Genomic DNA, 21069 nt, shown 5'->3' on the forward strand with positions numbered 1-21069 from the left:
GCCGCACATGTCGACAAGCCAGGAGTCGTCGCACTCGAGACCGACTGCGACAACTCCTGCACACTCGCGGAACCGCGGTCGGGATAAGCCCGGCGAGAAGCCAGGAGTCGTCGCACTCGAGACCGACTGCGACAACTCCTGCGCACTCGCGGAACCGCGATCGGGATGAGCCCGACGAGAAGCCAGTAGTCGCGAGCGGCCTCGGGACGCCGGACCCTCGTCGCTCCTGCGCCGAGCACCCCGAGACTCCATTAGTTGTCGCACTCGACGCCCACTGCGACAACTCCTGCGCACTCGCGAGCGGCCTCGGGACGCCGGACGCCCGTCGCTCCTACGCCGAGCACCCCGAGACTCCAGTAGTCGTCGCACTCGAGACCGACTGCGACAACTCCTGCACACTCGCGGAACCGCGGTCGGGATAAGCCCGGCGAGAAGCCAGGAGTTGTCGCACTCGACTTCGAGTGCGACAACTCCTGCGCACTCGCGAGCGGAGGCGGCGGCCGATGCGCCGAGACGACGGAGGCCGCCGCGCTCGAGCTCGAGTGCGACGGCCTCCGGACCGTCAGGAGCAGGCGCCCGCGGGTCAGGACTCCGTGTCGACGAGCGAGTCGAGGTGCGCGAGGTCCTCGGACGAGATCTCGAAGTCGACGTCGGCGTTCTCGACGATGCGCGAGGGCGTCGTCGACTTCGGCAGCGGCAGCACGTCCTTCTCGAGCAGGTAGCGGATGCAGAGCTGCGCCACCGACTTGTCGTACTTCGCGGCGATCTCGCCGATGTCGGAGTTGTCGAGCAGGCCGCCCGTCGCGAGCGGCGAGTAGCCCTCCACGAGGATGCCGTGCTCCTTGCAGTACGCGGTCGTCTCGTCCTGGGTGTTGCCGACGAACCAGCGGATCTGGTTGGCGTGCGGCACCACATCGGTCGCCGCGATCAGCGACTCCAGATCGGCGACCTGGAAGTTCGAGACGCCGATGGCGCGCGAGCGACCGGCCTCGAGGATCTCCTCCATCGCCTTCCACGCCGCGATGTTGCCCTCGCGGTGGTCGGAGCCCATGTCCTGCCAGGGCCACGGGGCGTGGATGAGGTACAGGTCGACGTGGTCGAGCTCGAGCGCCGCCATGGTGGTCTCGAAGCTCGCCTTCGCGCCCTCGTAGTCCTTCACTTCGGCCGGGAGCTTGGTGGTGATGAACACCTCGTCGCGCGGGACGCCGCTGTCGCGCAGGGCCCGGGCGACGCTCGCCTCGTTGCCGTAGGCGCGGGCGGTGTCGATGTGGCGGTAGCCGGCCTCGAGCGCGGCGGTCGTCGCGTCGTAGGCCTCGGGGCCGTCGGGGATCTGCCAGGTGCCGAACCCGATCTTCGGGATGGCGACTCCGTTGGACAGCGTGAACGTGTCGGTCAGGGCGGGCATGACTCTCCTCTGCATCGGTCTTCTCCGCGGCCCGCCACCGGCGGCGCCGCTCCTTCCACGCTAGGCCGGGCCCCCGGCTCGCGCGGGCCCCTTGCGCTGTGCGCCTGCGGTGCTACGCGGCCGTCGCGCTCCGGGCCGCCGACCCCGCAGAAGTCGCAGGTCTCGCGCGCGAGTACCGCGACTTCCGCGGACTCGAGCCGGCACCACCGGCCCGCCCCCGCGAGCGGCCGGCGCCTCCCCCCTGAGGCGCCGACCGCTCAGCCTCGCGCCACCGACCAGGGGGTCCGCAGCGCCCGCTCGGCGAGGAACCGCCGCTCCCCCGTGATCGACACCTCCGCCGTCACCGCCGCGTCCGCCGCCGAGGCGCCGGCCGTCAGCCGCAGCGGCCCCGGGTCCACGGCGAGCCGGCCGTCCTCCCCCGTCACCGCGAGCCGGGCCGCGTCGACGTGGAAGTGCACCGTCATCGTCTCGCCCGCCGCGATCGGCACGCGCGCGAAGCCGATCAGCTGCGCGACCGGCCGCACCACCGCCGAGGTCGGGTAGCCCGCGTAGAGCTGCACCACCTCGACCGTGTCGGCGCCGTCGTTCCGGAGCGATACCGCCACGTCGAGCGATCCGCCGACCGGCAGCTCCGCCGCCGTCGCCAGCTCCGTGTACGTCACCGCGCCGCGGGTCAGCCCGTAGCCGAACGGGTAGAGCGGAGTCGCGTCCAGCGCCGTGATCCCGGGGTTCGAGAGCCCGAGCGACGGCTGCAGGTACGTGGTCGAGGCGGACGGGAGCCGCGGGATCTGCACGGGCAGGCGCCCGGTCGGAGCCACGCGGCCCGAGAGCACGCCGGCGACCGCGGCCGCCCCGTCCGCTCCCGGGAAGAACGCCTGCACGAGTCCGCGCGCCGCTCCGAACGCCCCGAGCGCGTAGGGCCGGCCCGAGAGGACGACCACCACGGTGGGCACGCCGGTCTCGAGCACGGCCGTCACCAGCGGCTCCTGCGCTCCGGGGAGGCGGAGGTCGGCCGCGTCGCAGCCCTCGCCCGAGGTGCCGTCGCCGAAGAGACCCGCGATGTCGCCGACCACGACGACCGCCGCGTCGGAGCCGCGGACGAGGTCCACCGCCTCCTGCACGCCGTCGGTCGACGCGGAGGTGATCGAGCCGCCCTCCGCGAAGCGCACGCGCGACGCTCCGAACTCCTCCTGCAGCGCCGTCAGCACCGTCGGGATCGACAGGCCGAGGTCGTGGCCGGGGTGCTTGGAGAGCACGTGGTTGGGGAACGCATAGCAGCCGACCAGGCTGCGGAACTGGTCCGCGGCCGGTCCCACGACGGCGAGCGAGCCGGAGGACAGCAGCCCCGCGACGTCCTCGTCGCGCAGCAGCACGACCGACTCCTCCGCGATCCGCGACGAGATCGCGCGGTTGCGGGCGCTGTCGAGGTCGACGTCCTCGGCTCCCTCGGGCACCAGCGGGCCGCCGTCGAGCAGGCCCGCCTCGAACTTGTGGCGCAGGTGCCTGGCCACGGAGCGGTCGAGGTCGGCCTCGTCGACGACGCCCTCGCGGATCAGGCGCGGCAGCTCGCCGTACGCCGCCGTCTGCGGCAGCTCGACGTCGACCCCCGCGTGCAGCGCCAGGCGCCCCGCGTCGGCCGCGTCGACCGCGACGTGGTGCATGGCCTGGAGGAACGGCACCGCCCAGTAGTCGGCGACGACCGTGCCCTCGAAGCCCCAGCGGTCGCGGAGCAGCGTCGTCAGCAGGTGCCGACTGGCGCTGCTGGGCACGCCGTCGATGTCGGTGTACGAGGTCATCACGCTGCGGGCGCCGCCGTGCCGCAGGGCGGCCTCGAACGGAGGCAGCACCGTGTCGGCGAGCTCGCGCGGCCCCATGCTCACGGGTCCGTGATTGCGGGCGCCGCGGGAGGCGGCGTACCCGGCGAAGTGCTTCAGCGTCGCGACGACGCCGGTCCCCTCCAGCCCCGCCACGTAGGCGGCGCCGAGCTGCGAGACCAGGTACGGGTCCTCGCCGAGGGTCTCCTCGACGCGGCCCCAGCGGTAGTCCTTCACGACGTCGACGACCGGGGCGAGGCCCTGGTGGATGCCGAGGGCGCGCATGTCCGAGCCGATCGCCTCCGCCATCTCGCCCACGAGCTCCTCGTGGAAGGTGGCCGCCCAGGCGAGCGGAGTGGGGAACGCGGTCGCGCCGTACGCGGCCAGGCCGGTGAGGCACTCCTCGTGCGCGATGGCCGGGATGCCGAGGCGGCTGCCGGCGACCACGCGCTCCTGCAGCTCGCGGAGCCGGCGCACGCCCTCCGGGACGGTGACCGGCTCGGTGCCGAACACGCGGGTCAGCTGGCCGAGGCCGCCGGTGAAGAGGTCGTCGCCCGCGGCGGGCCCGTCGTCGAGCTTCGGGGCGAAGTCGTCGGCGGAGTCGGTGAGCCAGACGGAGCCGAGCTGCGCCGCCTTCTCCTCGAGGGTGAGTTCCTGGGTCAGGAGGCGGGCGCGCTCGGCCGGAGGCAGAGCGCGATCCCGCCAGTCCCGCCCGGGAGGACGCGCGGCGTCCGTCCTGGGCAGTGCTGGGGAAGCGTCGTGCATCAGCCCTTGAACGCCCCGTCCATGATCCCGGACACCATCCGGCGGCCGACGAAGAAGAACGCGATCAGCAGCGGGAGGGTGGCCATGAACGATCCGCCCATCGCGAGGGCGACGTCGATCGAGCGGTTGGCCTGCAGCTGCTTCAGCGCGATCTGCACCGTGAACAGCTCCGGCGACTTGAGGACGATGAACGGCCACATGAAGTCGTTCCAGACCGCGGTGAACGTGATCAGCCCGAGGACGAACGCCGCGGGGCGGACCACCGGGAAGGCGATGCGCCAGAACAGCTGCCACGAGTTGGCGCCGTCGATGCGGGCCGCCTGGATCAGCTCGTCGCTGACCGTCGTGGACATGTGCTGCCGCATCCAGAAGATGCCGAAGGCGCTGGCCAGGCCCGGCACGATGATCGCCTGGAGGGTGTCGACCCAGTCGAGCGCCGAGACGATCAGGTACTGCGGGATGATGCTCAGCTGCGCCGGCACCGTCATGGTCAGCAGCACGATCAGGAACAGCACGTTGCGGCCCGGGAACTGCAGCTTCGCGAAGGCGAAGCCGGCCATCGCGCAGAGGATCGCCGAGATGACGGCGATGCTCAGCGACACGATGAGGCTGTTCAGCATCGAGGCGATGAACGGGACGGTGTCGAACACCTTCTCGGCGATCGCCATGAAGTTCGTGCCCGGGTACAGGCGCGGCGGGATCGACGTGACGGCGGTCGCTCCGACCGACGCGACGACGAACATGTAGTAGAGCGGGAAGATCGAGACGAGCACCGCGATCACGAGGAAGACGTAGGTCGGCCAGCCGACTCCGCCGCCCTTCCCGCGCCGCTTCGGCAGCTGTGCCTTCTGGACCGTGGGGGCCAGCGTCTGCGGGACGGCCTGGTCGATCACATCCGACATCAGACGGCCTCCTTCCGGGTGCGGGTGGAGAGGTAGAAGTTGAGGAGGGAGACGAGGACCACGATCACGAACAGCACGACGCCGATGGCGGATCCGTAGCCGAACTTGAACTGGCCGAAGCCCTGCTCGTAGAGGAAGAGCGCCAGCGTCTGGCACTGCCGGCCGGCGCCGCAGGTGAGGCCCGATTCGGGAGCCACCAGGAGCGCCTCCGTGAAGATCTGCAGACCGCCGATGGTCGACATGATCACGGTGAAGACGATGATCGGGCGCAGTGCCGGGATGGTCAGGTGGCGGAACTGCTGCCAGCTGGACGCGCCGTCGACGGAGGCCGCCTCGAACATCTCGCGGGGCAGCGACTGCAGGCCCGCCAGGTAGAGGAGCGTGTTGTAGCCGAACCAGCGCCAGAAGACCATCGTCGAGATGACGATCCAGGAGCCGTAGTTCGTGGCGAGGAAGTTGATCGACGGCAGTCCGAAGATGCCGAGGAACCAGTTGATCAGGCCGAAGTTCTTGTCGAAGATCTGCGCGAACACGATCGCGGTCGCCGCGACGGAGGTGATGTACGGCACCAGCAGCGCCATGCGGAAGAAGTTCGCCCAGCGGAGGCGGGCGTGGTTCAGCAGGTGCGCGAGGAAGAGGGCGAACAGCAGCTGGGGCACCGTCGAGATGATGAAGATGCCGAAGGTGTTGACCAGCGCGTTCCAGAACCGGGAGTCGGCGAAGAGCTGCTGGAAGTTCGCGATGCCGACGAAGGTCTGCTCGCCGATCGGGTTCCAGTCGAAGAGCGAGACGTAGAACGTGAACAGGAGCGGGAAGAGCCCGAAGACGATGAAGATGATGAAGAAGGGCGCGACGTACGCGTAGGGGGCGATCCGCTCCGAGAGGGAGTTGCGGATCCGCGCGGCCTTCTGGACCGGCGCGCTGGGCTGCTTGCGCTGCTTGCGGGGTGGTGCTGCTGTCACCGTTGACACGGGAGTACCTCCGTCGAGAAAGGGGGGAGGGGCCCGGCGCGCGAGGCGCCGGGCCGCTCGGGTGGGTGGGGCGATCAGCCGCCGATGGCCTGCTTGGCCGTGTCGAGTGCGGTCGACCACGCCTTGTCGGAGGTCACGTTGCCGGCCTCCAGCTCGACGAGGGTGTTGAGGAGCGCCCCGTTGATCGGGGTGGTGTCCGGTCCGTTGTAGAAGGACGGGAACTGCTCGACGGAGGTCGCCATGACCTCGCCGATCTTCGAGTCGCCGAAGAACGGGTCGGTGTACGACTGGACCTCTTCGCTGGCGACCGCCTCGGTGGCGGCGGGCAGCGTGCCCGAGGCCTTGAAGTGGTCGGTCTGGCCCTCGGCCGACATCATCGTCTTGATGTACTGCCAGGCGGCCTCGGGGTGCTCGGCGCGGGCGGGGATGGCGATGACGCTGCCGCCCCAGTTGCCGCCGATGCCGGGGACGCTGGTGACGCGCCAGTTGCCGGCGGTGTCGGGGGCATCGGTCTTGATGCCGGCGAGGATCCACGAGGGGGCGATCGTCACGGCGAAGGCGCCGTTCGCGCGGCCCGGGGCCCAGCCCGAGGACCAGGCGGCGATGCCGGCGCTGATGCCGGCGTCCTTGGTGTCCACGGCGACCTGGAACGCGTCCTTCACCTGCGGGTTGGTGTCGTAGACCAGCTCGCCGTCGGGCGAGTAGTACTTCTCCGAGACCTGGTTGACGGTCGAGAAGAAGACGCTGGTCTCGATGTTGTCGACGAACGGCTTGCCGGTCGCCTCGGTGTACTTCTTGCCGGTCTCGATGAAGGACGGCCAGTCCTTCCAGAGCTCGGCGACCTGGTCGGGCTCGGTCGGCAGGCCGGCCTGCTCGAAGAGGTCGGCGCGGTAGGCGAAGCCCAGTCCGCCGACGTCGGTCGGGACGCCCACGACGGAGCCGTCGTCGGCGGTCGCGGCGGAGGCGGCCCACGGGAGGTAGGTGGAGGCGACGTCGTCGCCGCCGAGGGTGCGCAGGTCGAGGAAGTTCGAGCTGTTGGCGACGAACTGGGGCAGGTCGTCGTTCTGGATCATGACCAGGTCGGGCACCTTGCCGCCGGCGAGGGCCGCGGTGAGGGCGGTGGCGGTCTCGGTCGTGCTGCCGACCTCGGAGAGCTTGATCTTCGCGTCGGGCATCTTCGCGAGGTACTCGTCGACGCTGTCCTTGGCGTTGATGCCGGTGAAGGACCAGAAGGTGGCTTCGGCGTTCGGGTCGTCCGAGGCGCCTCCTCCCCCTCCGGACGAGCACCCGGTCAGGGTGAGCGCGACTACTGCTGCTGCGGCGGCTACGGCCGTCAGGCTTCTTTTCACGACAATTCCTCTTCGTTGGGGATTCGCAGGGTTTCGGTGAGGGCGGGCCTCAGAGAACGATCTCTTGGCGGCCAACCTAACCCGCCCGCGAGCACGATGCAAGCGAGAACCGGTCTCCGCGAGATAACGATCTCCGCCTAGTATCAAAGGGAAGTTTCGCAAATCGAGCAGTTCCGGACGGCCGCCCGCCGCCCCGTGCGAGTCTTCACTCCGACGCTCTCCCCACCGTGCTCCGCGGGGAGGCGCGGAAGCCGGAACCTCCCCTCGCAGAAGGAAGCAGCATGACTCGACCCACGCTGGTGGACGTCGCCCAGGCCGCGGGCGTCTCGCGCGCCACCGCCGCCCGTGTGCTCGCAGGCGGCACCAATGTCGACGTCCGGATGACCGCCGCGGTCGAGCGCGCCGCGAAGTCCCTCGGCTACGAGGCGAACAGCGCCGCCCGGATGCTCCGCGGCGGGCGGGCCGGGGCCATCGCCCTGATCGTCGCCTTCAACGAGCTCGACAGCCTCACCGGGACGTTCTTCACCTCGGTGCTGAAGGGCGCCGCGAAGGGCCTCTACGCCGGCGAGGTGCAGCCCGTGCTGCTGCCCGCCGACCACGACGACAGCGACCGCATCCCCCGCTTCCTCCGCTCGCGGGCCGTCGACGGCGCGATCGTGATCCTCCAGCACGAGATCACCCACCTCGCGCAGGCGCTGGCCGACTCCCCCGTGCCGATCGCCTGGGTCGGCCGCCCGCGGGTCGCCCTGCCCGAGGACGCGATCGTCATCGACTCCGACAACTACGGAGGCGGCCGCCTCGCCGCCCGCGCGCTCGCCGACTCCGGCCGCCGGCGCCTGGGCATCATCGCCGGCCCGCACGACATGGAGCCCGCCCGCGACCGCATCCGCGGCTGGCGCGACGAGCTGACCGAGCTCGGCCTCGACTCCAGCCCGATCGTGCACGGCGCCTTCACCCTCGAGAGCGGTTCCGCCGCGATGGCGCGCCTCCTGCAGCGCCACCCCGACCTCGACGGCGTCTTCGCCTCCTCCGACCTGATGGCCAACGGCGCGATCCGCGTCCTGCAGGCGTCCGGCCGCCGCGTCCCCGCCGACGTCTCCGTCATCGGCTTCGACGACGTCGTCATCGCGACCACCTCGGATCCGACCCTCACGACCATCCGCCAGCCCCTGGAGGACATGGGCCGCGTCGCCGCCGAGACCGTCGTCGCCGTCGTGCAGGGCCGCCCGGTCGACCGGCAGCCGATCCTCGCGACGACCCTCGTGCAGCGCGAGTCCGCATGATCCCGCCTCCCCCGCACCGCCTGATCGTCAGCACCGACGCGGCGAACGAGGCCGACGACCAGTTCGCGATCGTCCAGGCGCTGCTGACCGAGACCCTCGACGTCCGCGGCCTGGTCGCGGCGCACTTCGGCCGGCCGGGGAGCATGCCGGAGTCGCGCGCCGAGATCGACCGCATCGTGGAGTTGGCGGGTTCGACGGTGACCGTCGTCGACGGCGCCGAGTCGGCCCTGCCCGCCGAGGCGTCGGACGGCGCCCGCCTGATCGTCGCGGAGGCGCTGCGCGACGCCGGCCGGCTGTGGATCGCCGTGCTCGGGCCGCTGACGGACGTCGCCGCCGCCCTGCAGCTCGAGCCGTCGATCGCCTCCCGCGACGTCGTGGTCGTCTGGGTCGGCGGCCCGCCCTACGACGAGATCCCCGCCTACAGCCCCGAGTTCAACCTGATCAACGACGTCGACGCCGCGAACCTCGTGCTCCAGTCGGGCGTCGCCCTCTGGCAGATCCCGATGCCCGTGTACTCCGGAGTCGGAGTCGGCCACGCCGAGCTGCGGACCCGGCTGCGCGGCACGAGTCCCCTCGCCGACTACCTCGTGGACCAGCTGATCGCGTTCAACGACACCATTCCGTACGGTCCGCTCGACTTCCGATCGCTGGGTGACAGCCCGGCGATCGGCGCCGTGATGAACCCCGCCGGCGGACGCTGGCGGGAGCGCCGCGCACCGCGGTTCTCCGCGGACGGCGAGCTCCTGCCCGACTCCGGGCCGTACACGATCCGGGTCTGCGAGGCGTTCGACACCCGCTGGCTGATCGAGGACCTGTTCGCGAAGCTCGTGGAGTTCGGGGAGCGGTCGGGCGCTGGGCGCTAGCAGTTCCCCCGGCGAATACTTCACTGCGAGAGTCCGGTAGACGAACCGGGGCCTCGTGCCGGCGGACACGCCTCCGTGCGCCGCGGCCAGGCTCCTGCGACTAGGCGTAGAGACGCAGATCGCTTTCGAGGAGCGACTCCGCTCTCAGCTCCTCTATGAGCTTCTGGAGAGCCTCCACCGCGAGCGTCTCGGAGTCCTCAGAATTCGCCGCTGCGTGCGCGGCTCTCAGCGCCGCTTGATATCTGGCATAGATCGCATCCTGGGCATAGACGGCCTCGAGCACGTCTCCTAAATCCAGGAAATATCGGTAGAGAGTTCCTATCCCGACACCCGCACGTGCGGCCACCTCGGCAGTCGTCGCCCGATCTCGGCCGGCGTCGATGACGACGTCCCGTGCCGCCGCGACGATCGCCGCTCGTGAGCGACGAGCCCGATCCTGAAGAGGTTCCGCCGGTCTTCTGCGATAGTTCGAACTTGTCATGAGCACAACAGTGCCACCTCTCCCTTATAACGTGAAACGTACTCATGTGGTCATTTCGAGATCGTTCGGCGCGGATTCCGGCTACCGCATCGCTTCTGTCCTTCATCTCGGAGCGAAGCCCGCCGCTTCCGCGCAGAATGAGCCCGCAAGCCGGGTCCGATTTGGCTTTCAAGTACAACCAGAGTCGCACTCACTGAAAGGCGAGTACAACTCCATATCCGAGTGCGCCACTTATCCCGCCACTCGGACGATGACTCTTGACACTCACGAGCCTCAATGAGACGGTTCTGCGACTGCGGATGCAAGCCTGCGTCCGTCGAGAACCCGCCGATTGAAGGGAAGTACGACATGTCGTCGATCGAACTCAAAACCCTCTCCGAAAAGATCCGAGGTCTTGCATGCGTGGCCGCAGTACTTCTTGGCGCCGGAGCAGCCGCACCGCTCTCGACAGCAGCCCCGACAGAAGATCCGTGGGCGGATATGCGCGCCGGCTATGCATCACTCGGTACCGAACCTGCCACCGTCGAAGCGCTGGTCTCCAAACTCGAAAGCGGACAGCCCGTGGACGCATTCTTGGGCGCGGAACCCGTTTCGTCTCACTCCTACGTCCAAATAGGAGATGGCCCGCTAGCCGACGATGGAGACCTCGTGACAGTGTCGATCTTTCCGGACGGTTCCGCGAACACTGTTGCAGTGGAGAGCCCATCCGGCACTCCTGGAGGAGTCGCCACAATGGCTCAGATCGGCGGTTGCTCCGTGCAGACGGGCTCGGGATACCAGAACTCGAATGGGTGCTCGGTCACAGCGACATGGTCGGCCGGAGCGATCCAGGCCGGGTTCGTAGCCAGCTACTCACTTATTCAGGGCGGCTACGATCAGATCATCGGAACAGGCATGACGTGGCAGCGATGCAGCCCGATGACGTGCTCGAGCCCAACTTTCACGGTCAAGAAGATGAGTGAGGGGTTCTCCGGCCCGGCAGTACTCCGAGGACAGAGCGACGTGACGGCTCCTTGGGGAAGCTGGAACGTCTGGGTTGCTCTGAATGTCGGCGGAGACCGCGCCTGGGCGACCCAGTCCTAAGGAGAACATCAATGAGTAACGTGACAGATGAGATCAGCCCAGGGCTTGGACTCGACATCGCAAGCTATGCCTGGATCACATTGTATGTAGCACTGACCACGCTGGCTCTCGTGGTCAACTGGAGGCGCTCCGCTCCACGTGGTGAGAAGTTGGCCTGGCTCCTGGTCACTGTTCTGATTCCGCTTGTCGGCGCCGTGACTCTCCTTGTTTATTCTGTTATCCGTTCGCGTCGAGATCTTGGCGAGTAATAGTTCTAGACAATAAACGCACTTATCGATGATAGCCGCAGGGAAGCTCCTGATGAGGTGTTCCCTGCGGCTCTCATCCATGTTGCGCCCCACCCCCTTGCGAGCAAAGTATCCACACGACCCGAAGCCGCCATGTAACGCTTCAGTTCTCTTGATCTTGGAAGCCAAAACGCCATGTGAAACCCGGAAGATGTTTATCATTCTGGTCGTTTCATCTCAGACCTTGAAGAATTCGAGGGGAGAGGGAGCTCGCGCGACACAAGTACCTACTCCTCACAGCGGAGGACTGGCGCCGGCTGGAGTGCCTGGTCGCACGAGACCTCGGGCGGCTTGCACGAACGGCACTGTCCGCGACACGGGTATAGGCAGCTCTCGCGGACTGGCCCAGTGACGCCCGAAAAGCAGAACTCTGCGACGTATCCCTCCCCGCCGCCCACGACGCGGCGTCGACGGGCATCGGCTCCACGGCCGTCTCCGGTCGACACCGTGACCACTTGCACCCGCTGAACCGATCCGAGAAGGCGGCTCGCACGGTCCGCTCGCGGCTACGAGCATTACTCTGCCAGGCTAGGTTTGCGCCGCACAGAACAGGGCGACGGGCCGGGAGTGGACGACTGCTGGAAACAAGACGGCCGCCCTTTCCCTCTGCTTGGAGATACCCCTGATGGCACAGACGCTGACTCTGATCGATGATCTGAACGGCTCCGCGATCGCCGCCGGTGGAACCGTGAAATTTTCGATCGAGGGCGTGAACTACGAAATAGATCTGTCCGCGGAGAACGCGGCCGAGCTGCGCGGTGTTTCCGAGAAGTACGCGACCGCCGGCCGCCGCGTGCGCCGGGAACGCTTCGCGGCGCCGTCCGCGTCCTCTGCCCGAACGCAGAACGGCCCGCAACGGCTGAAGGCGATCCGGGAATGGGCGGCTGAGAACGGACACGAGGTGTCGCCGCGCGGCCCCATCCCCGCACGCGCGCAGGAGGCCTACGACGCGGTCCACTGAATCGGCGTCACCGTCGGCGTCCGCCGTCGCCTTTCACGATCCGCACAGGACCGGGTCCATGCAGTCCAGCGGATCGCGACCACAGCGCAGTCCCCTACCGGGATGCCGACTGCTCTCCAGTAGCCGCGCGCCCAGCCGCGTCCGCCTGGTGGCGATAGAGCGTCGCGCGACTCCACCCGACGAGACGGGCAGAATCCTCAGCCGTGCGGCCATGCGCTCGAGCGTCCGCGGCGATCGCGAGCTTGTCCGCGATCACCGCAGGATCCGACCGAGGACGGCCGAAGCGCGTCCCGCTCGCACGGGCAGCGGCGATGCCGGCGTTGACTCGCTCGACGATGAGCTCCCGCTCGTACTCCGCGAGCGTGGCGAGCATGTTCAGCATCAGCCGACCGGCCGACGTCGACGGATCGATGCCGTCAGAGATCGACCGGACCTGCACGCCGCGCTCACGCAACAGGTTCACCGTGTTCAAGACGTCGATCAAGCCCCTGGCAGCGCGGCGCGAACGAGAACTACAACGGGCTCCTCCGCCAGTACTTCCCGAAGGGAAGTGACCTCTCACGCCACAGTGCGACACGTCCGGCACGTCGTCCACGAGATCAACAACCGACCCCGCAAGCTCCTGAACTACGACACCCCAGCCGCCCGATTCCGAGCCGCACACACCGCACAATCCAACACGAACTAGGCTCAGCAACAGGACCAAAACGTCCCCGTGTTGCTTCGACCACGAGAATCCGCCGCCCCTTCATCGGGTATTTCATCGGGCGGGTCAAACGGGACACTACCGCCCGCGCCGGTGCGCGGCGCATCCCGCTCGGCGGACTGGCGCGGTGAACGATCCCCCAACGGGATGTCGATCGATCAGCCCCGGACGAGACGCCGAAGGATCGGCGCGCCACCAGGAGACCGAACGACCCGATAACGACCGGTACCACCGCGATGGCCAGCAGGAGGTAGGACAGCACGAGCCCCACCGTTGAATCCCGGCGAGGACCCTCACGTCGTCGCACCACGTAACCGTCGATTGATGTCGCGGCACCCGGGAGCGCTTCCGATGAACAGTTCAGGACGTCGCGGATTGCGCGGATCATGTCTGTTTCGGGCGGGTGAGCCTGGCCCCGACACGATCCGCCTCGCCCCTCCCGCTCCCCTTCCGGCGGAACCGATGACGGCGACCCGGTCGGTGGCGCTCCACTCGAGGCCGTCGACCTGAGAGTGATTCGGCCTCGCGGCATCGTCACCGGATGCCCGTGCTGGCCGCACCGTAAACGAGGCTCACGCTCGCAGGAACGTGTCCGGTGACGTCCTCCATGGCGATCGAGGCGAGGACGTCACCGGACACGCGAGCTCCGGTCAGGGGCGTGGCGCACTTTCGTCAGGACGCCCCCGGTGATCAGCTCAGCTGCAGAGTGCCGCGCCTGCCACGTAGAACGCGCGGATCCCGATGTTGGGCGTCGAGGCCGACGCCACGCTGGTGACGTTCGTGATCGTGACGGCGGGGCTGCCAGTGCTGTTGCTGTCCCATGTCCCGGGGTTGCTCAACGGGGTGCGGTAGTACTGGTTGTTGTCGCCGATCACGTTGATCCAGTTGCCGCCGATCTCGACTCCGAGGTCCTTCGCTGTGCGTCCGGCCGGAAGCGCGGTCAGCTGGGTGCCGTCCTGGTCGTACACAGCGGTCGTCGTCGCGAAGATGCGACGAGTCGCGCCCGATACCTGGGTGTCGGTGGCGACCTGACGGAGCCCGCTGACTGCATTGAGAACCTGTGTCCACGACGACCAGGACGCTCCGGCCTCGATGGTCTTCGTCGCCTCCCACGCGGTCCCGTCGGTTGTGACGAGCGACACTCGCCACAGGCTGTCGTCGCTGAACGCCACCGCGAGGTCGAGGACAGCGCGGCCTCCGGGCACGGGGCCGAGCGCGGCTCCGTCCCAGTCGTACACCGTGGTGCTGCTCGCTGAGAACAGGCGGGCTGTACGGTCGCCGCCGGCGATGATCAGGCCGTCATCCGCCGCGACGTTGGTCATGCCGGTGCGGATGGGGGTCGTCGACTCCCACTCGTAGAAGCCGCCGGAGGGGGCGGTGTGGGAGAAGACGTCGCCGTCCTGGGAGACGACGTAGCTCGTGTAGGTCGCAGTCACAGCTGTGTCACCGACGCCGGTCCACGCGCCAGCGAAATCGACCACAGTGGTGACCGCTTCCGGCATCTCCGACTCGACATTGTCGCGACGTCCGCGGAAGGTCGAGGTCCGGGTGCCACTGGTGCCGTTCACACTCGCAGCGGTGGTCGCATCGGCCACAGGAACGGTCGGCTGGGCCGGATTCACCACGCCTGCTGTAGTCGCAGTGATGGTGCCCGTCTGACTGACCCCGGCGGCGGCGAAACGCAGACCGTTTACCCCTTCAAGGATGAGGCTTCCGCCAGTACCCGTGAACAGTGTGCGGGGTGCAGTCGAGCCGTCGTACCACCGCAGCACGGACGGCAGAGTCACCGTCACCGCGATGCCCGCAGTGGCCGCAACTCCGGAGTCGTTCACCTGGATGTAGGCGTTGAACGGGTTGCAGCTGCTCGCGGTGTACGACGACGTGGCAGCGCCACCGTCCTGGTCGACGAAAGCGACCGTCCGGACCGTGACAGTGGTCGATGCGGCGGCGAGCGGCGCACCGACTGCCGCGACGACGACGGGAGCTGACCATACGGCCGCCTAAAGCACGGTCCGGCGGTCAGGAACCGAGCGGCGAGCCGGAACCGGCAAATCAGAAGGGAAGGAGTTCGGCATTGTATGACTCTCTGGTTAGACGGATGGCCTGCGGATCTTCAACGAAAGATCTGAGCCGTAAACGGCAGACGTTCCCTCGGAAGACCCACTGCTCATGTCGCAGTGTCCGAGAGTGTTTCCGCGACGATTGCTTCGCGAGAGGACTGCCCGTCCCGCAGCAGGCCCGACACGACTTCACACCGATTAAACAGGTGAGAGAAAATCCGGCACGGCGGCTGAGCGACCTTCCGCCTCACTCGGTGATCGCTCTGTTTCTCCGGGAGATGGGACCTCCGGGACGTGCCGTTCTGGGAGGGACCCCCGATGGCCGAGATCTACCCGACGGGTACCTCTGGGGCGAGTGCAACGTTGACACGTGCATGCTGAAGTCGATCTACTCGGAAGTCCAGTAGATGAGCCCCGAGCTCCATCCCGATGCTGGGGCGCACGGCATTGCCCGTGTCTCGAGGCGATGCGCGATGCCGTCGAAGGTGTCCAGGACTCGTCGATTCAGTACTACGCCCTCGTCGTCATGCAAGGGCTCGCGAGCCTCATCGACGCGCTCGGCGGTATCGACATCGACTACACCGGCGGGGACGACTTTCCCTTCGGCGGCGTCCTCGACGCTTGCACTGGCGAGCTCGTCGGCGTGAACGGCTGACTCAAGCCAGCCAAGCACCACCTCGATGGCGACAACGCCCTCGCCTACGCCCGCTCACGCTACGGATCCGCTCGCGGCGACCACGACCGCGCGAAGTGCAGGGCGCGATCCTTGCCTCCTCCTTACCTGATAGCGGCACCGACGCCGCGTCATCGAGCGGTGCGTGACGAATCGGCGAGGCGACTCAGGATCGGTTCGAGGGCCCCGACGAGGCGGCGGGCGGGATGGCCGACATCCGGCGCGTCCGGGTCGTCCGTCTCAAGCTCGCCGACCTCGATGCCGATGATCTCGCTGCCCGTCATGGCTCGGGCGCAGTCCTCGAGCTGGCCGAGGCTCATCCCGGCGGGCACGCGGTAGTCGGTGGGTACTGTTCCCGGTTCGAGGACGTCGCAGTCGATGTGGACGTAGACGGCTCGGCCGTCGACGGCGCGGCGGAGGGCGTCGGCCATGTCCGGAGCGACCGGGACGAGACGGATCCGACCCGAGTCGATGAGGGCCTGCTCCGGTGGATCGATGTCACGGGCGCCGACGAGGATCACGTCGCCCTCCTGCAATCCTTCCCCGAGCCCGGAGTCCCAATGGCCCAGCGGCCCGGACAGGGCGAGCCCGCCGAGATACCCGGTGGTCGTGCCGAGGGGGGTGTTGAGATCGGCGTGCGCGTCGAACCAGAGGACGACGGCGTCGGGTCGGTGCTGCGCGATCACAGGCAGGGTGGCGAGCGCGACCGCGCACCTGCTGAGGGCGGTGACCGGTGAGAGCCCGCCGGTCAGGAGCCTGTCGTAGTGCGCCGCCATCGATCGCAAGTCCGGCAGTGCGGTCGAGAGTTCCTGATCCCAGCTCGTCGGTGCTGCACGTCGCGGCCGTCCGATCACGGTCGGCGGAACACCGAGACGTTCGCTGAGCGCGGCGGCCAGGAGTGGGCTGGCTTTCATCGCGCGGTCGTTGTGGTCGCCGGCGCCGGAGGCGAAGCGGCTGAGTGACGTGGGCATGGTCGTCCTCGGGGTCGGGCCGCGTGTCGCAGCGGGGCCTCCACGCTAGAAACCGGTGATGTGGTGCTGCAATCGACGGAGTGCGCGCCCGAGTAGGCGATTGTCAGCAGTGTGTGAGGTGTGGGTACGCTTTTCGTGTGATCGATGACCTGGACCGCCGCCTGATCGCTCTCCTGCGCACCCGATCAAGGCTTCCTGTCGCGGTCCTCGCGCGAGAGCTCGGGGTGAACAGGTCGACCGTGACCGCGCGGATCGACGGCTTGACTCGGTCCGGAGTGATCGAGGCGTTCACGATCCGGTTGAGCGACGAGATCGACAGGGACGCCGTCCGCGCCATCACCCTTGTCGCGAGCGACCCGCAGCGCGGTCAGGACGTCGTCCGCGCGATCCGCGGTTTCACCGAGGTCGAGCGTCTGCACTCGACCCTCGGAGCGTGGGATCTGGTCGTGCAGCTCCGCACGCAGACGATGGCGGAGTTCGACTCCACCCTCGAACGTATCCGCGCCGTCCCGGGCGTCAGAGACACCGAGACGAGCCTCCTGATCAACTCCCTCACGGGCCAGTGATCCGACCACAGGTGCGAGGTCGACGCCGATCGGAGCGCAACGGGCAGCAAAACATCCCCGTGGCGACCTGGGAGAGCTGAGTCGTCGGTGCCGTCACCCGTCACTGCTTCCGGCACGGTAAACGGCGCCCCCTCAGATGGAGACAACGTCTGCCGGCTGGCCTGCACTCACTGAAGCGGAGGCGCGGCGACCCTGAGCGGTCACCGCCGCTGCTTCACGTGTCGAATCAGGACTGCGGAGCAGCGAGGAACGACGACGATGCACGTCCACTTGTCATTCGCTCCGGCCTGGTTGTCCTGCGCCGTCGGCTGCTCTAGCGTTCGACAGGTGGACACCGGGAGATCGACCTCGACCGACTCGAGCACGGTCGTGTCGTGGGTCGCGCTCGCATCGGCCGGCGTCGCCGCCGCGATGCTCTGGATCGCGGACGCCATCTGGTACGGGATCCCCGACTCGAGTGGCCCCGCCGTCAGTCTGCTCTTCCTCGGAGGATGGGGTCTTCTCGCGTGCGCCGCTCTGCTCGCAGTCGGCGTGCTCATCCATCTGGCGCCCTCAGCGATGAAACGACGTGGAGTACGCCCCATCGAGTTCGTGCTACCGGCCGCCACAGTCGTCCTCGTCGCCGGAATCCTGCTCGCACATCCGCTGGCGGGCAGCGCTGTCGCCTGATCCCCGTCGGCTCTCGGGCATCGCCGACGCCTTCCGGCGGGCACGCCTCCCCCGACGATGACGGCGGCCGAACTCCTGAACGCGTTCACCGCGAGGATTCAGGAGAAGAGCGGGACCCGGCGGACCCTTCCCGTGCGGATGGTCGGCGGTCCTCGTTGCCTACCCCGGGCCGCGGCGATCAGAACTCCGGGCACTCCGGCCCGGACCCGACCGCACGAGTCGCCTCTACGCCGACCGCCAGCCCTCCGCCGCACAGGTCCGCCGACTCACCCACTGAACCTGACCGCAGAGCGGCCCCATGCGCGCACCCGGCCAAGAATCCCCTGACGGGACAAGCCAGCTGCTCAGCAACTGACGTCGGTACGCTCTTGGTCATGCGGTGTTCATCAGAACCTGCAACAGTTTCGATATGGCACAGAGCTCTCTTGCGCGCAAATTCTCACCGGCTCGGCGGCGCGTCATATGGATCGTTGCCGCGGCCGTCGCGGGAGTCGCCATGACCGTCGCGTTCATGCTCTGGATCGCCTACACGCAGGTCACCGACTACCCGACATACGACCTCGCCTACGCCGGAGCGTTCATGGCTGGCATCATCGCCTCGATCACCATCGCGGTGCTCGCTCTCGTCACCGGCATCGTGGCGCGATACGGGCGACGTGACACCGAGCGGCCAAGCCGTTCTGTACAGGAAATCTCTCCGGGCAGGTAGGCCTCAACCGCAATCAGCGATCGAAACGCCCCACCATCGCCTCACTCACGGCCGAGCTCGACGTTCTCAGCCGCCGACTGGCCCGAACTCCGCTCACGGCGCCCGACCCTGAAACGCCGCTCCCCGCAGCGGACCCGTCCTCGACACGTCTCACTGACGCGCCGCTCACCGGCGTGCTGGACGGTTCTGATTCATGGCGTGTTCACCGATGTGCTGGACGATGATGCTCATGGGAGCACGAGAACTGGCATGGGGGATTCTGGCGTGGCCGACCGTTGCGATCCTCGCGCTGCTGCGAACTGCGGGTAGCTGGGATGTATCGGGCGGGTCCGCAGCAGGGCTCATCGCGGGCACGGCAGCTGCGTTCACTGTCGCGGGCGCACTCCTATGGCTTCCCTCGAGTCTCTGGCTCGACCGGCGGACACTCCGCTTCCCGCGCGTCGGGCAGGCGGCCGCGTTCCTGGGCCTGGGACTCGCGATCGGCGCCGCCGCCTCCACCGCACTGGTACTCGCGTCGGGAAACGCGACCTGGCCCTCCTCCGCGGGCCTCATCACGGAATACGCAGTCACGGCAGGAATCGCTTCCCTCCTCGGCTGGCTCCTCGCCGCCACCCTTCGTGCGAAGAAGCTGCCGATCGTTCAGACGGCCGCGAATCGCGTGAACCGCTGAACGATCCCCTTGCGCGACGCGATGGGCACCGTGTCCGAATAATGGTGCCGTGACCGCGTTCTGTCAGAGCAGAATCCGGCAGTCGACATCGATCCCTGTCGCTTCTCGGCTACGGTGAACCAATCATGGTCGTTCGGCAGCTCCTTCTTCGCCGCGACGGGTCCTAGTCCGGTAGGCGCCCCCGTCGCGGTGGTCGTGCTGCCTGCGCACATCCCCTTCGCACGGAGCGCTCATGACCACCCTCTCTTCGCCGCCCGACACGTCTCTGATCTGGCGCCGCAACCTCGTAGTGTGCGCGCTCGGCTCGCAAAGGACCTGCCGCGTAGCGGCTCCCGCCGGCGGTGCTCCGTCACCGCTGCGCGTGCGGAGCTCGCGTCCCGCCTCCGGCGGAACACGGGGGAGCGCGAGGGGATCGCCCATCGTGGCCGGCCCGAAGGCCGGCCCCTCCCCCGCGCTACTCGGCGGGCGTCAGGAACGCGATCAGCGCGGCGGCCTCGGCGGTGCCGTCGTCGTAGACAGGCATCGCGCCGGGTCCGCACTCCCCCGGCAGTCCGAGCGTGTTGCGGGTGTGCGCGAGGATCTCCGCGTCGGTCGCGGTGGTGTTCTCCGGGTCCTCGTCGCGGCTGATCGCGAGGATGAGCGCGAGCTGTTCGGCCGTGGCGCGGCCTGTGACGGTGCGGGTCATGGTGTGGTCCTCTCAGCGGTTCAGGAACGGGGCGACGCGGCGGATCGCTGCGCGGCGGGCGTGGGCGACGCAGTGGCGGAATGAGCCGCTGGTGATGCCGTGCAGCTGGTCGGAGTGCCACGCCTCCCAGACCCCGGACTTGCGGCGGGTGACGTGCACCGAGGGCACCGTCGTGGGGTCGGTGCCCACGACGCGGACGTCGACCGCGCGGGTGTTCGCGAGCGTGAGGTAGGTCTTCGCGGTGGTCTGCAAGTCGGTGGTGGTCTGCATGGTGTGAGTGCTCCCTCTGGCTGATCGTTTTTCTTTGCCTCTCCGGCGGGGAAAACCGTTTGAGTGGAGGTGGCGCAGTGACGCCGATAGCGGGCGAAATAAGCCCGCAGGGCGCGTCCGCTAGCGGTGGCACGGAGCCGGTGGAGCGAAATAGGTTGAAACCGCGGAGAGGTGAAGAAAACGGGTGGAACGGGCCGCATCGCGGCCTCCCAAAGGCGGCGCTCCGTCGCCGTTGCGCGAGTGCAGCTCGCGCCCCGGAACGGGACACCGGGGAGCGTGAGGGGGTCGCCCCTCACGGGCCGGCGCCGCCGGCCCCCGCGCTCGAGCGGGTCGTGTCAGCGTCGGATGCGACGATGGAGGCATGTGGGAACTGGCACACCGGACGCGCGCGGAATCGGCATCAACGGTGGTGCGCAGCAACGCGGCGACGAGCGCCGCGGCGATCGCGGAAGTGGGCACAGCGATCTCGGAGGATCACGTCATCCTCTACGCGGTCCGGATCGCGAACGGCTCGGAGTAGAACCCACCGGGATTCGCTCGGAACCACTAGCGTTGCGATCAGTTCTGGAAAGCGATGGTCTCGTGATGGCAAACGTATTGAAGTTCGTCGGAAAGGCGTTCGTGATCGTCTTCCGTCTTCTGGGCGCGGCGGTGTCCGCGGGACTCGCTGCTCTGGGCGTGGGCAGCTTCCAGCAGCCCAACCCCGGACCGCCTCCGTCCTCTACGGAGAACCGCGAGTATCGGCCGTAGAACGGCGAACTCTGCGGCGGATGGCGGAGTATCTCGGAGGGCCGAGTCCTACTCAGCCGCGGGGGCGGCGTTTCGGTGGGGTGCGCGCTGGGTGGTTGTGGTGACGACGGCGGTCGCGCGGGTGAGGTTGGGGCCGATGGCGTCGGCTTCGAGGACGCGGCCGGTGCGGCGGTTCT

General features: G+C 68.3%; 21 protein-coding genes and 2 pseudogenes. 12 read left to right on the forward strand and 11 right to left on the reverse strand.

Translation table 11 applies throughout. The features are described 5' to 3' along the window. Positions 1-583: 583 nt before the first annotated feature. The 5 genes from C5C56_RS15730 to C5C56_RS15750 form a co-directional block, all read right to left on the reverse strand. Positions 584-1405: an aldo/keto reductase gene (locus C5C56_RS15730; protein WP_104226493.1), complete on the reverse strand. Its 822-nt coding sequence runs from the start codon at positions 1403-1405 to the stop codon at positions 584-586. Positions 1406-1662: 257 nt separating this feature from the next. After that, positions 1663-3984, reverse strand: coding sequence for a glycoside hydrolase family 3 N-terminal domain-containing protein (locus C5C56_RS15735; protein ID WP_104319913.1), 2322 nt, complete (start codon positions 3982-3984; stop codon positions 1663-1665). Continuing rightward, positions 3984-4886: a carbohydrate ABC transporter permease gene (locus tag C5C56_RS15740; RefSeq protein WP_104224678.1), complete on the reverse strand. Its 903-nt coding sequence runs from the start codon at positions 4884-4886 to the stop codon at positions 3984-3986. Before C5C56_RS15740 ends, C5C56_RS15735 begins: the two co-directional genes overlap by 1 nt. Beyond that, entirely contained in the window at positions 4886-5848 is a 963-nt protein-coding gene (locus C5C56_RS15745) for a carbohydrate ABC transporter permease (RefSeq protein WP_104224677.1), read from the reverse strand. The genes C5C56_RS15740 and C5C56_RS15745 overlap by 1 nt, the downstream gene beginning before the upstream one ends. A gap of 83 nt (positions 5849-5931) precedes the next feature. After that, complete coding sequence (locus C5C56_RS15750; protein ID WP_104226495.1) at positions 5932-7206, reverse strand: extracellular solute-binding protein; 1275 nt, start codon at positions 7204-7206, stop codon at positions 5932-5934. 281 nt (positions 7207-7487) lie between these two features. On the opposite strand from C5C56_RS15750, the gene C5C56_RS15755 reads away from it, so the two are divergent. Both C5C56_RS15755 and C5C56_RS15760 read left to right on the forward strand, forming a co-directional pair. Further along, positions 7488-8489: a LacI family DNA-binding transcriptional regulator gene (locus tag C5C56_RS15755; RefSeq protein ID WP_104224675.1), complete on the forward strand. Its 1002-nt coding sequence runs from the start codon at positions 7488-7490 to the stop codon at positions 8487-8489. Further along, on the forward strand, positions 8486-9352 hold the full coding sequence (locus tag C5C56_RS15760; protein ID WP_104247056.1) for a nucleoside hydrolase: 867 nt from the start codon (positions 8486-8488) through the stop codon (positions 9350-9352). Before C5C56_RS15755 ends, C5C56_RS15760 begins: the two co-directional genes overlap by 4 nt. Before the next feature lie 100 nt (positions 9353-9452). Here the strand turns inward: C5C56_RS15760 and C5C56_RS15765 are convergent, their stop codons facing one another. Then, positions 9453-9833 carry a helix-turn-helix domain-containing protein gene (locus C5C56_RS15765; RefSeq protein ID WP_146082928.1) on the reverse strand — a complete coding sequence of 127 codons (381 nt, stop codon included), beginning with the start codon at positions 9831-9833 and terminating at the stop codon, positions 9453-9455. Positions 9834-10181: 348 nt separating this feature from the next. Between C5C56_RS15765 and C5C56_RS17630 the strand changes: the two genes are divergently transcribed. The 3 genes from C5C56_RS17630 (at position 10182) to C5C56_RS15775 (ending at position 12164) form a co-directional block, all read left to right on the forward strand. After that, on the forward strand, positions 10182-10916 hold the full coding sequence (locus C5C56_RS17630) for a hypothetical protein (RefSeq protein ID WP_146082929.1): 735 nt from the start codon (positions 10182-10184) through the stop codon (positions 10914-10916). 11 nt (positions 10917-10927) lie between these two features. Next, positions 10928-11164: a PLDc N-terminal domain-containing protein gene (locus C5C56_RS18515; RefSeq protein WP_104247058.1), complete on the forward strand. Its 237-nt coding sequence runs from the start codon at positions 10928-10930 to the stop codon at positions 11162-11164. Between the two features lie 664 nt (positions 11165-11828). Next, complete coding sequence (locus tag C5C56_RS15775; protein ID WP_104247059.1) at positions 11829-12164, forward strand: Lsr2 family protein; 336 nt, start codon at positions 11829-11831, stop codon at positions 12162-12164. Between the two features lie 94 nt (positions 12165-12258). Here C5C56_RS15775 and C5C56_RS15780 read toward each other — a convergent pair. Continuing rightward, positions 12259-12657, reverse strand: a pseudogene (locus tag C5C56_RS15780) (recombinase family protein); the annotation flags it as partial. Here C5C56_RS15780 and C5C56_RS15785 point away from each other — a divergent pair. Further along, a pseudogene (locus tag C5C56_RS15785) lies at positions 12648-12852 on the forward strand (transposase); the annotation flags it as partial. The pseudogenes C5C56_RS15780 and C5C56_RS15785 overlap by 10 nt on opposite strands. A 713-nt stretch (positions 12853-13565) precedes the next feature. On the opposite strand, the gene C5C56_RS15790 reads toward C5C56_RS15785, so the two are convergent. Next, a complete protein-coding gene (locus C5C56_RS15790; protein ID WP_146086509.1) occupies positions 13566-14702 on the reverse strand; it encodes a hypothetical protein in 1137 nt (378 codons plus the stop codon). Between the two features lie 694 nt (positions 14703-15396). On the opposite strand from C5C56_RS15790, the gene C5C56_RS15795 reads away from it, so the two are divergent. Next, on the forward strand, positions 15397-15585 hold the full coding sequence (locus C5C56_RS15795; protein ID WP_104247061.1) for an LCP family protein: 189 nt from the start codon (positions 15397-15399) through the stop codon (positions 15583-15585). A 149-nt stretch (positions 15586-15734) separates the two neighbouring features. Here C5C56_RS15795 and C5C56_RS15800 read toward each other — a convergent pair whose 3' ends face one another. Next, entirely contained in the window at positions 15735-16574 is an 840-nt protein-coding gene (locus tag C5C56_RS15800; RefSeq protein ID WP_104319915.1) for an arginase family protein, read from the reverse strand. A 137-nt stretch (positions 16575-16711) separates the two neighbouring features. Here C5C56_RS15800 and C5C56_RS15805 point away from each other — a divergent pair, with 137 nt between their 5' ends. The 4 genes from C5C56_RS15805 to C5C56_RS15820 all read left to right on the forward strand — a co-directional run bounded on the left by C5C56_RS15805 (position 16712) and on the right by C5C56_RS15820 (position 19188). Then, entirely contained in the window at positions 16712-17140 is a 429-nt protein-coding gene (locus tag C5C56_RS15805) for an Lrp/AsnC family transcriptional regulator (RefSeq protein ID WP_104247134.1), read from the forward strand. A 327-nt stretch (positions 17141-17467) separates the two neighbouring features. Continuing rightward, positions 17468-17809, forward strand: a complete 342-nt coding sequence (locus C5C56_RS15810; protein ID WP_104319916.1) for a hypothetical protein — start codon at positions 17468-17470, stop codon at positions 17807-17809. A gap of 379 nt (positions 17810-18188) precedes the next feature. Next, complete coding sequence (locus C5C56_RS17635; RefSeq protein WP_146086510.1) at positions 18189-18518, forward strand: phage holin family protein; 330 nt, start codon at positions 18189-18191, stop codon at positions 18516-18518. Positions 18519-18726: 208 nt separating this feature from the next. Further along, complete coding sequence (locus tag C5C56_RS15820; protein ID WP_104319918.1) at positions 18727-19188, forward strand: hypothetical protein; 462 nt, start codon at positions 18727-18729, stop codon at positions 19186-19188. A gap of 454 nt (positions 19189-19642) precedes the next feature. Here the strand turns inward: C5C56_RS15820 and C5C56_RS15825 are convergent, their stop codons facing one another. Together C5C56_RS15825 and C5C56_RS15830 are read right to left on the reverse strand one after the other, a co-directional pair. Beyond that, positions 19643-19873 carry a hypothetical protein gene (locus tag C5C56_RS15825; RefSeq protein ID WP_104319919.1) on the reverse strand — a complete coding sequence of 77 codons (231 nt, stop codon included), beginning with the start codon at positions 19871-19873 and terminating at the stop codon, positions 19643-19645. 12 nt (positions 19874-19885) lie between these two features. Then, a complete protein-coding gene (locus C5C56_RS15830) occupies positions 19886-20143 on the reverse strand; it encodes a hypothetical protein (RefSeq protein ID WP_104319920.1) in 258 nt (85 codons plus the stop codon). Between the two features lie 361 nt (positions 20144-20504). On the opposite strand from C5C56_RS15830, the gene C5C56_RS18050 reads away from it, so the two are divergent. After that, positions 20505-20663: a hypothetical protein gene (locus C5C56_RS18050; protein WP_181137621.1), complete on the forward strand. Its 159-nt coding sequence runs from the start codon at positions 20505-20507 to the stop codon at positions 20661-20663. The last annotated feature ends 406 nt before the right edge of the window (positions 20664-21069 follow it).

The sequence above is a fragment of the Rathayibacter sp. AY1D1 genome (assembly GCF_002932635.1).
In the GTDB taxonomy this organism is placed as follows: Bacteria; Actinomycetota; Actinomycetes; order Actinomycetales; family Microbacteriaceae; genus Rathayibacter.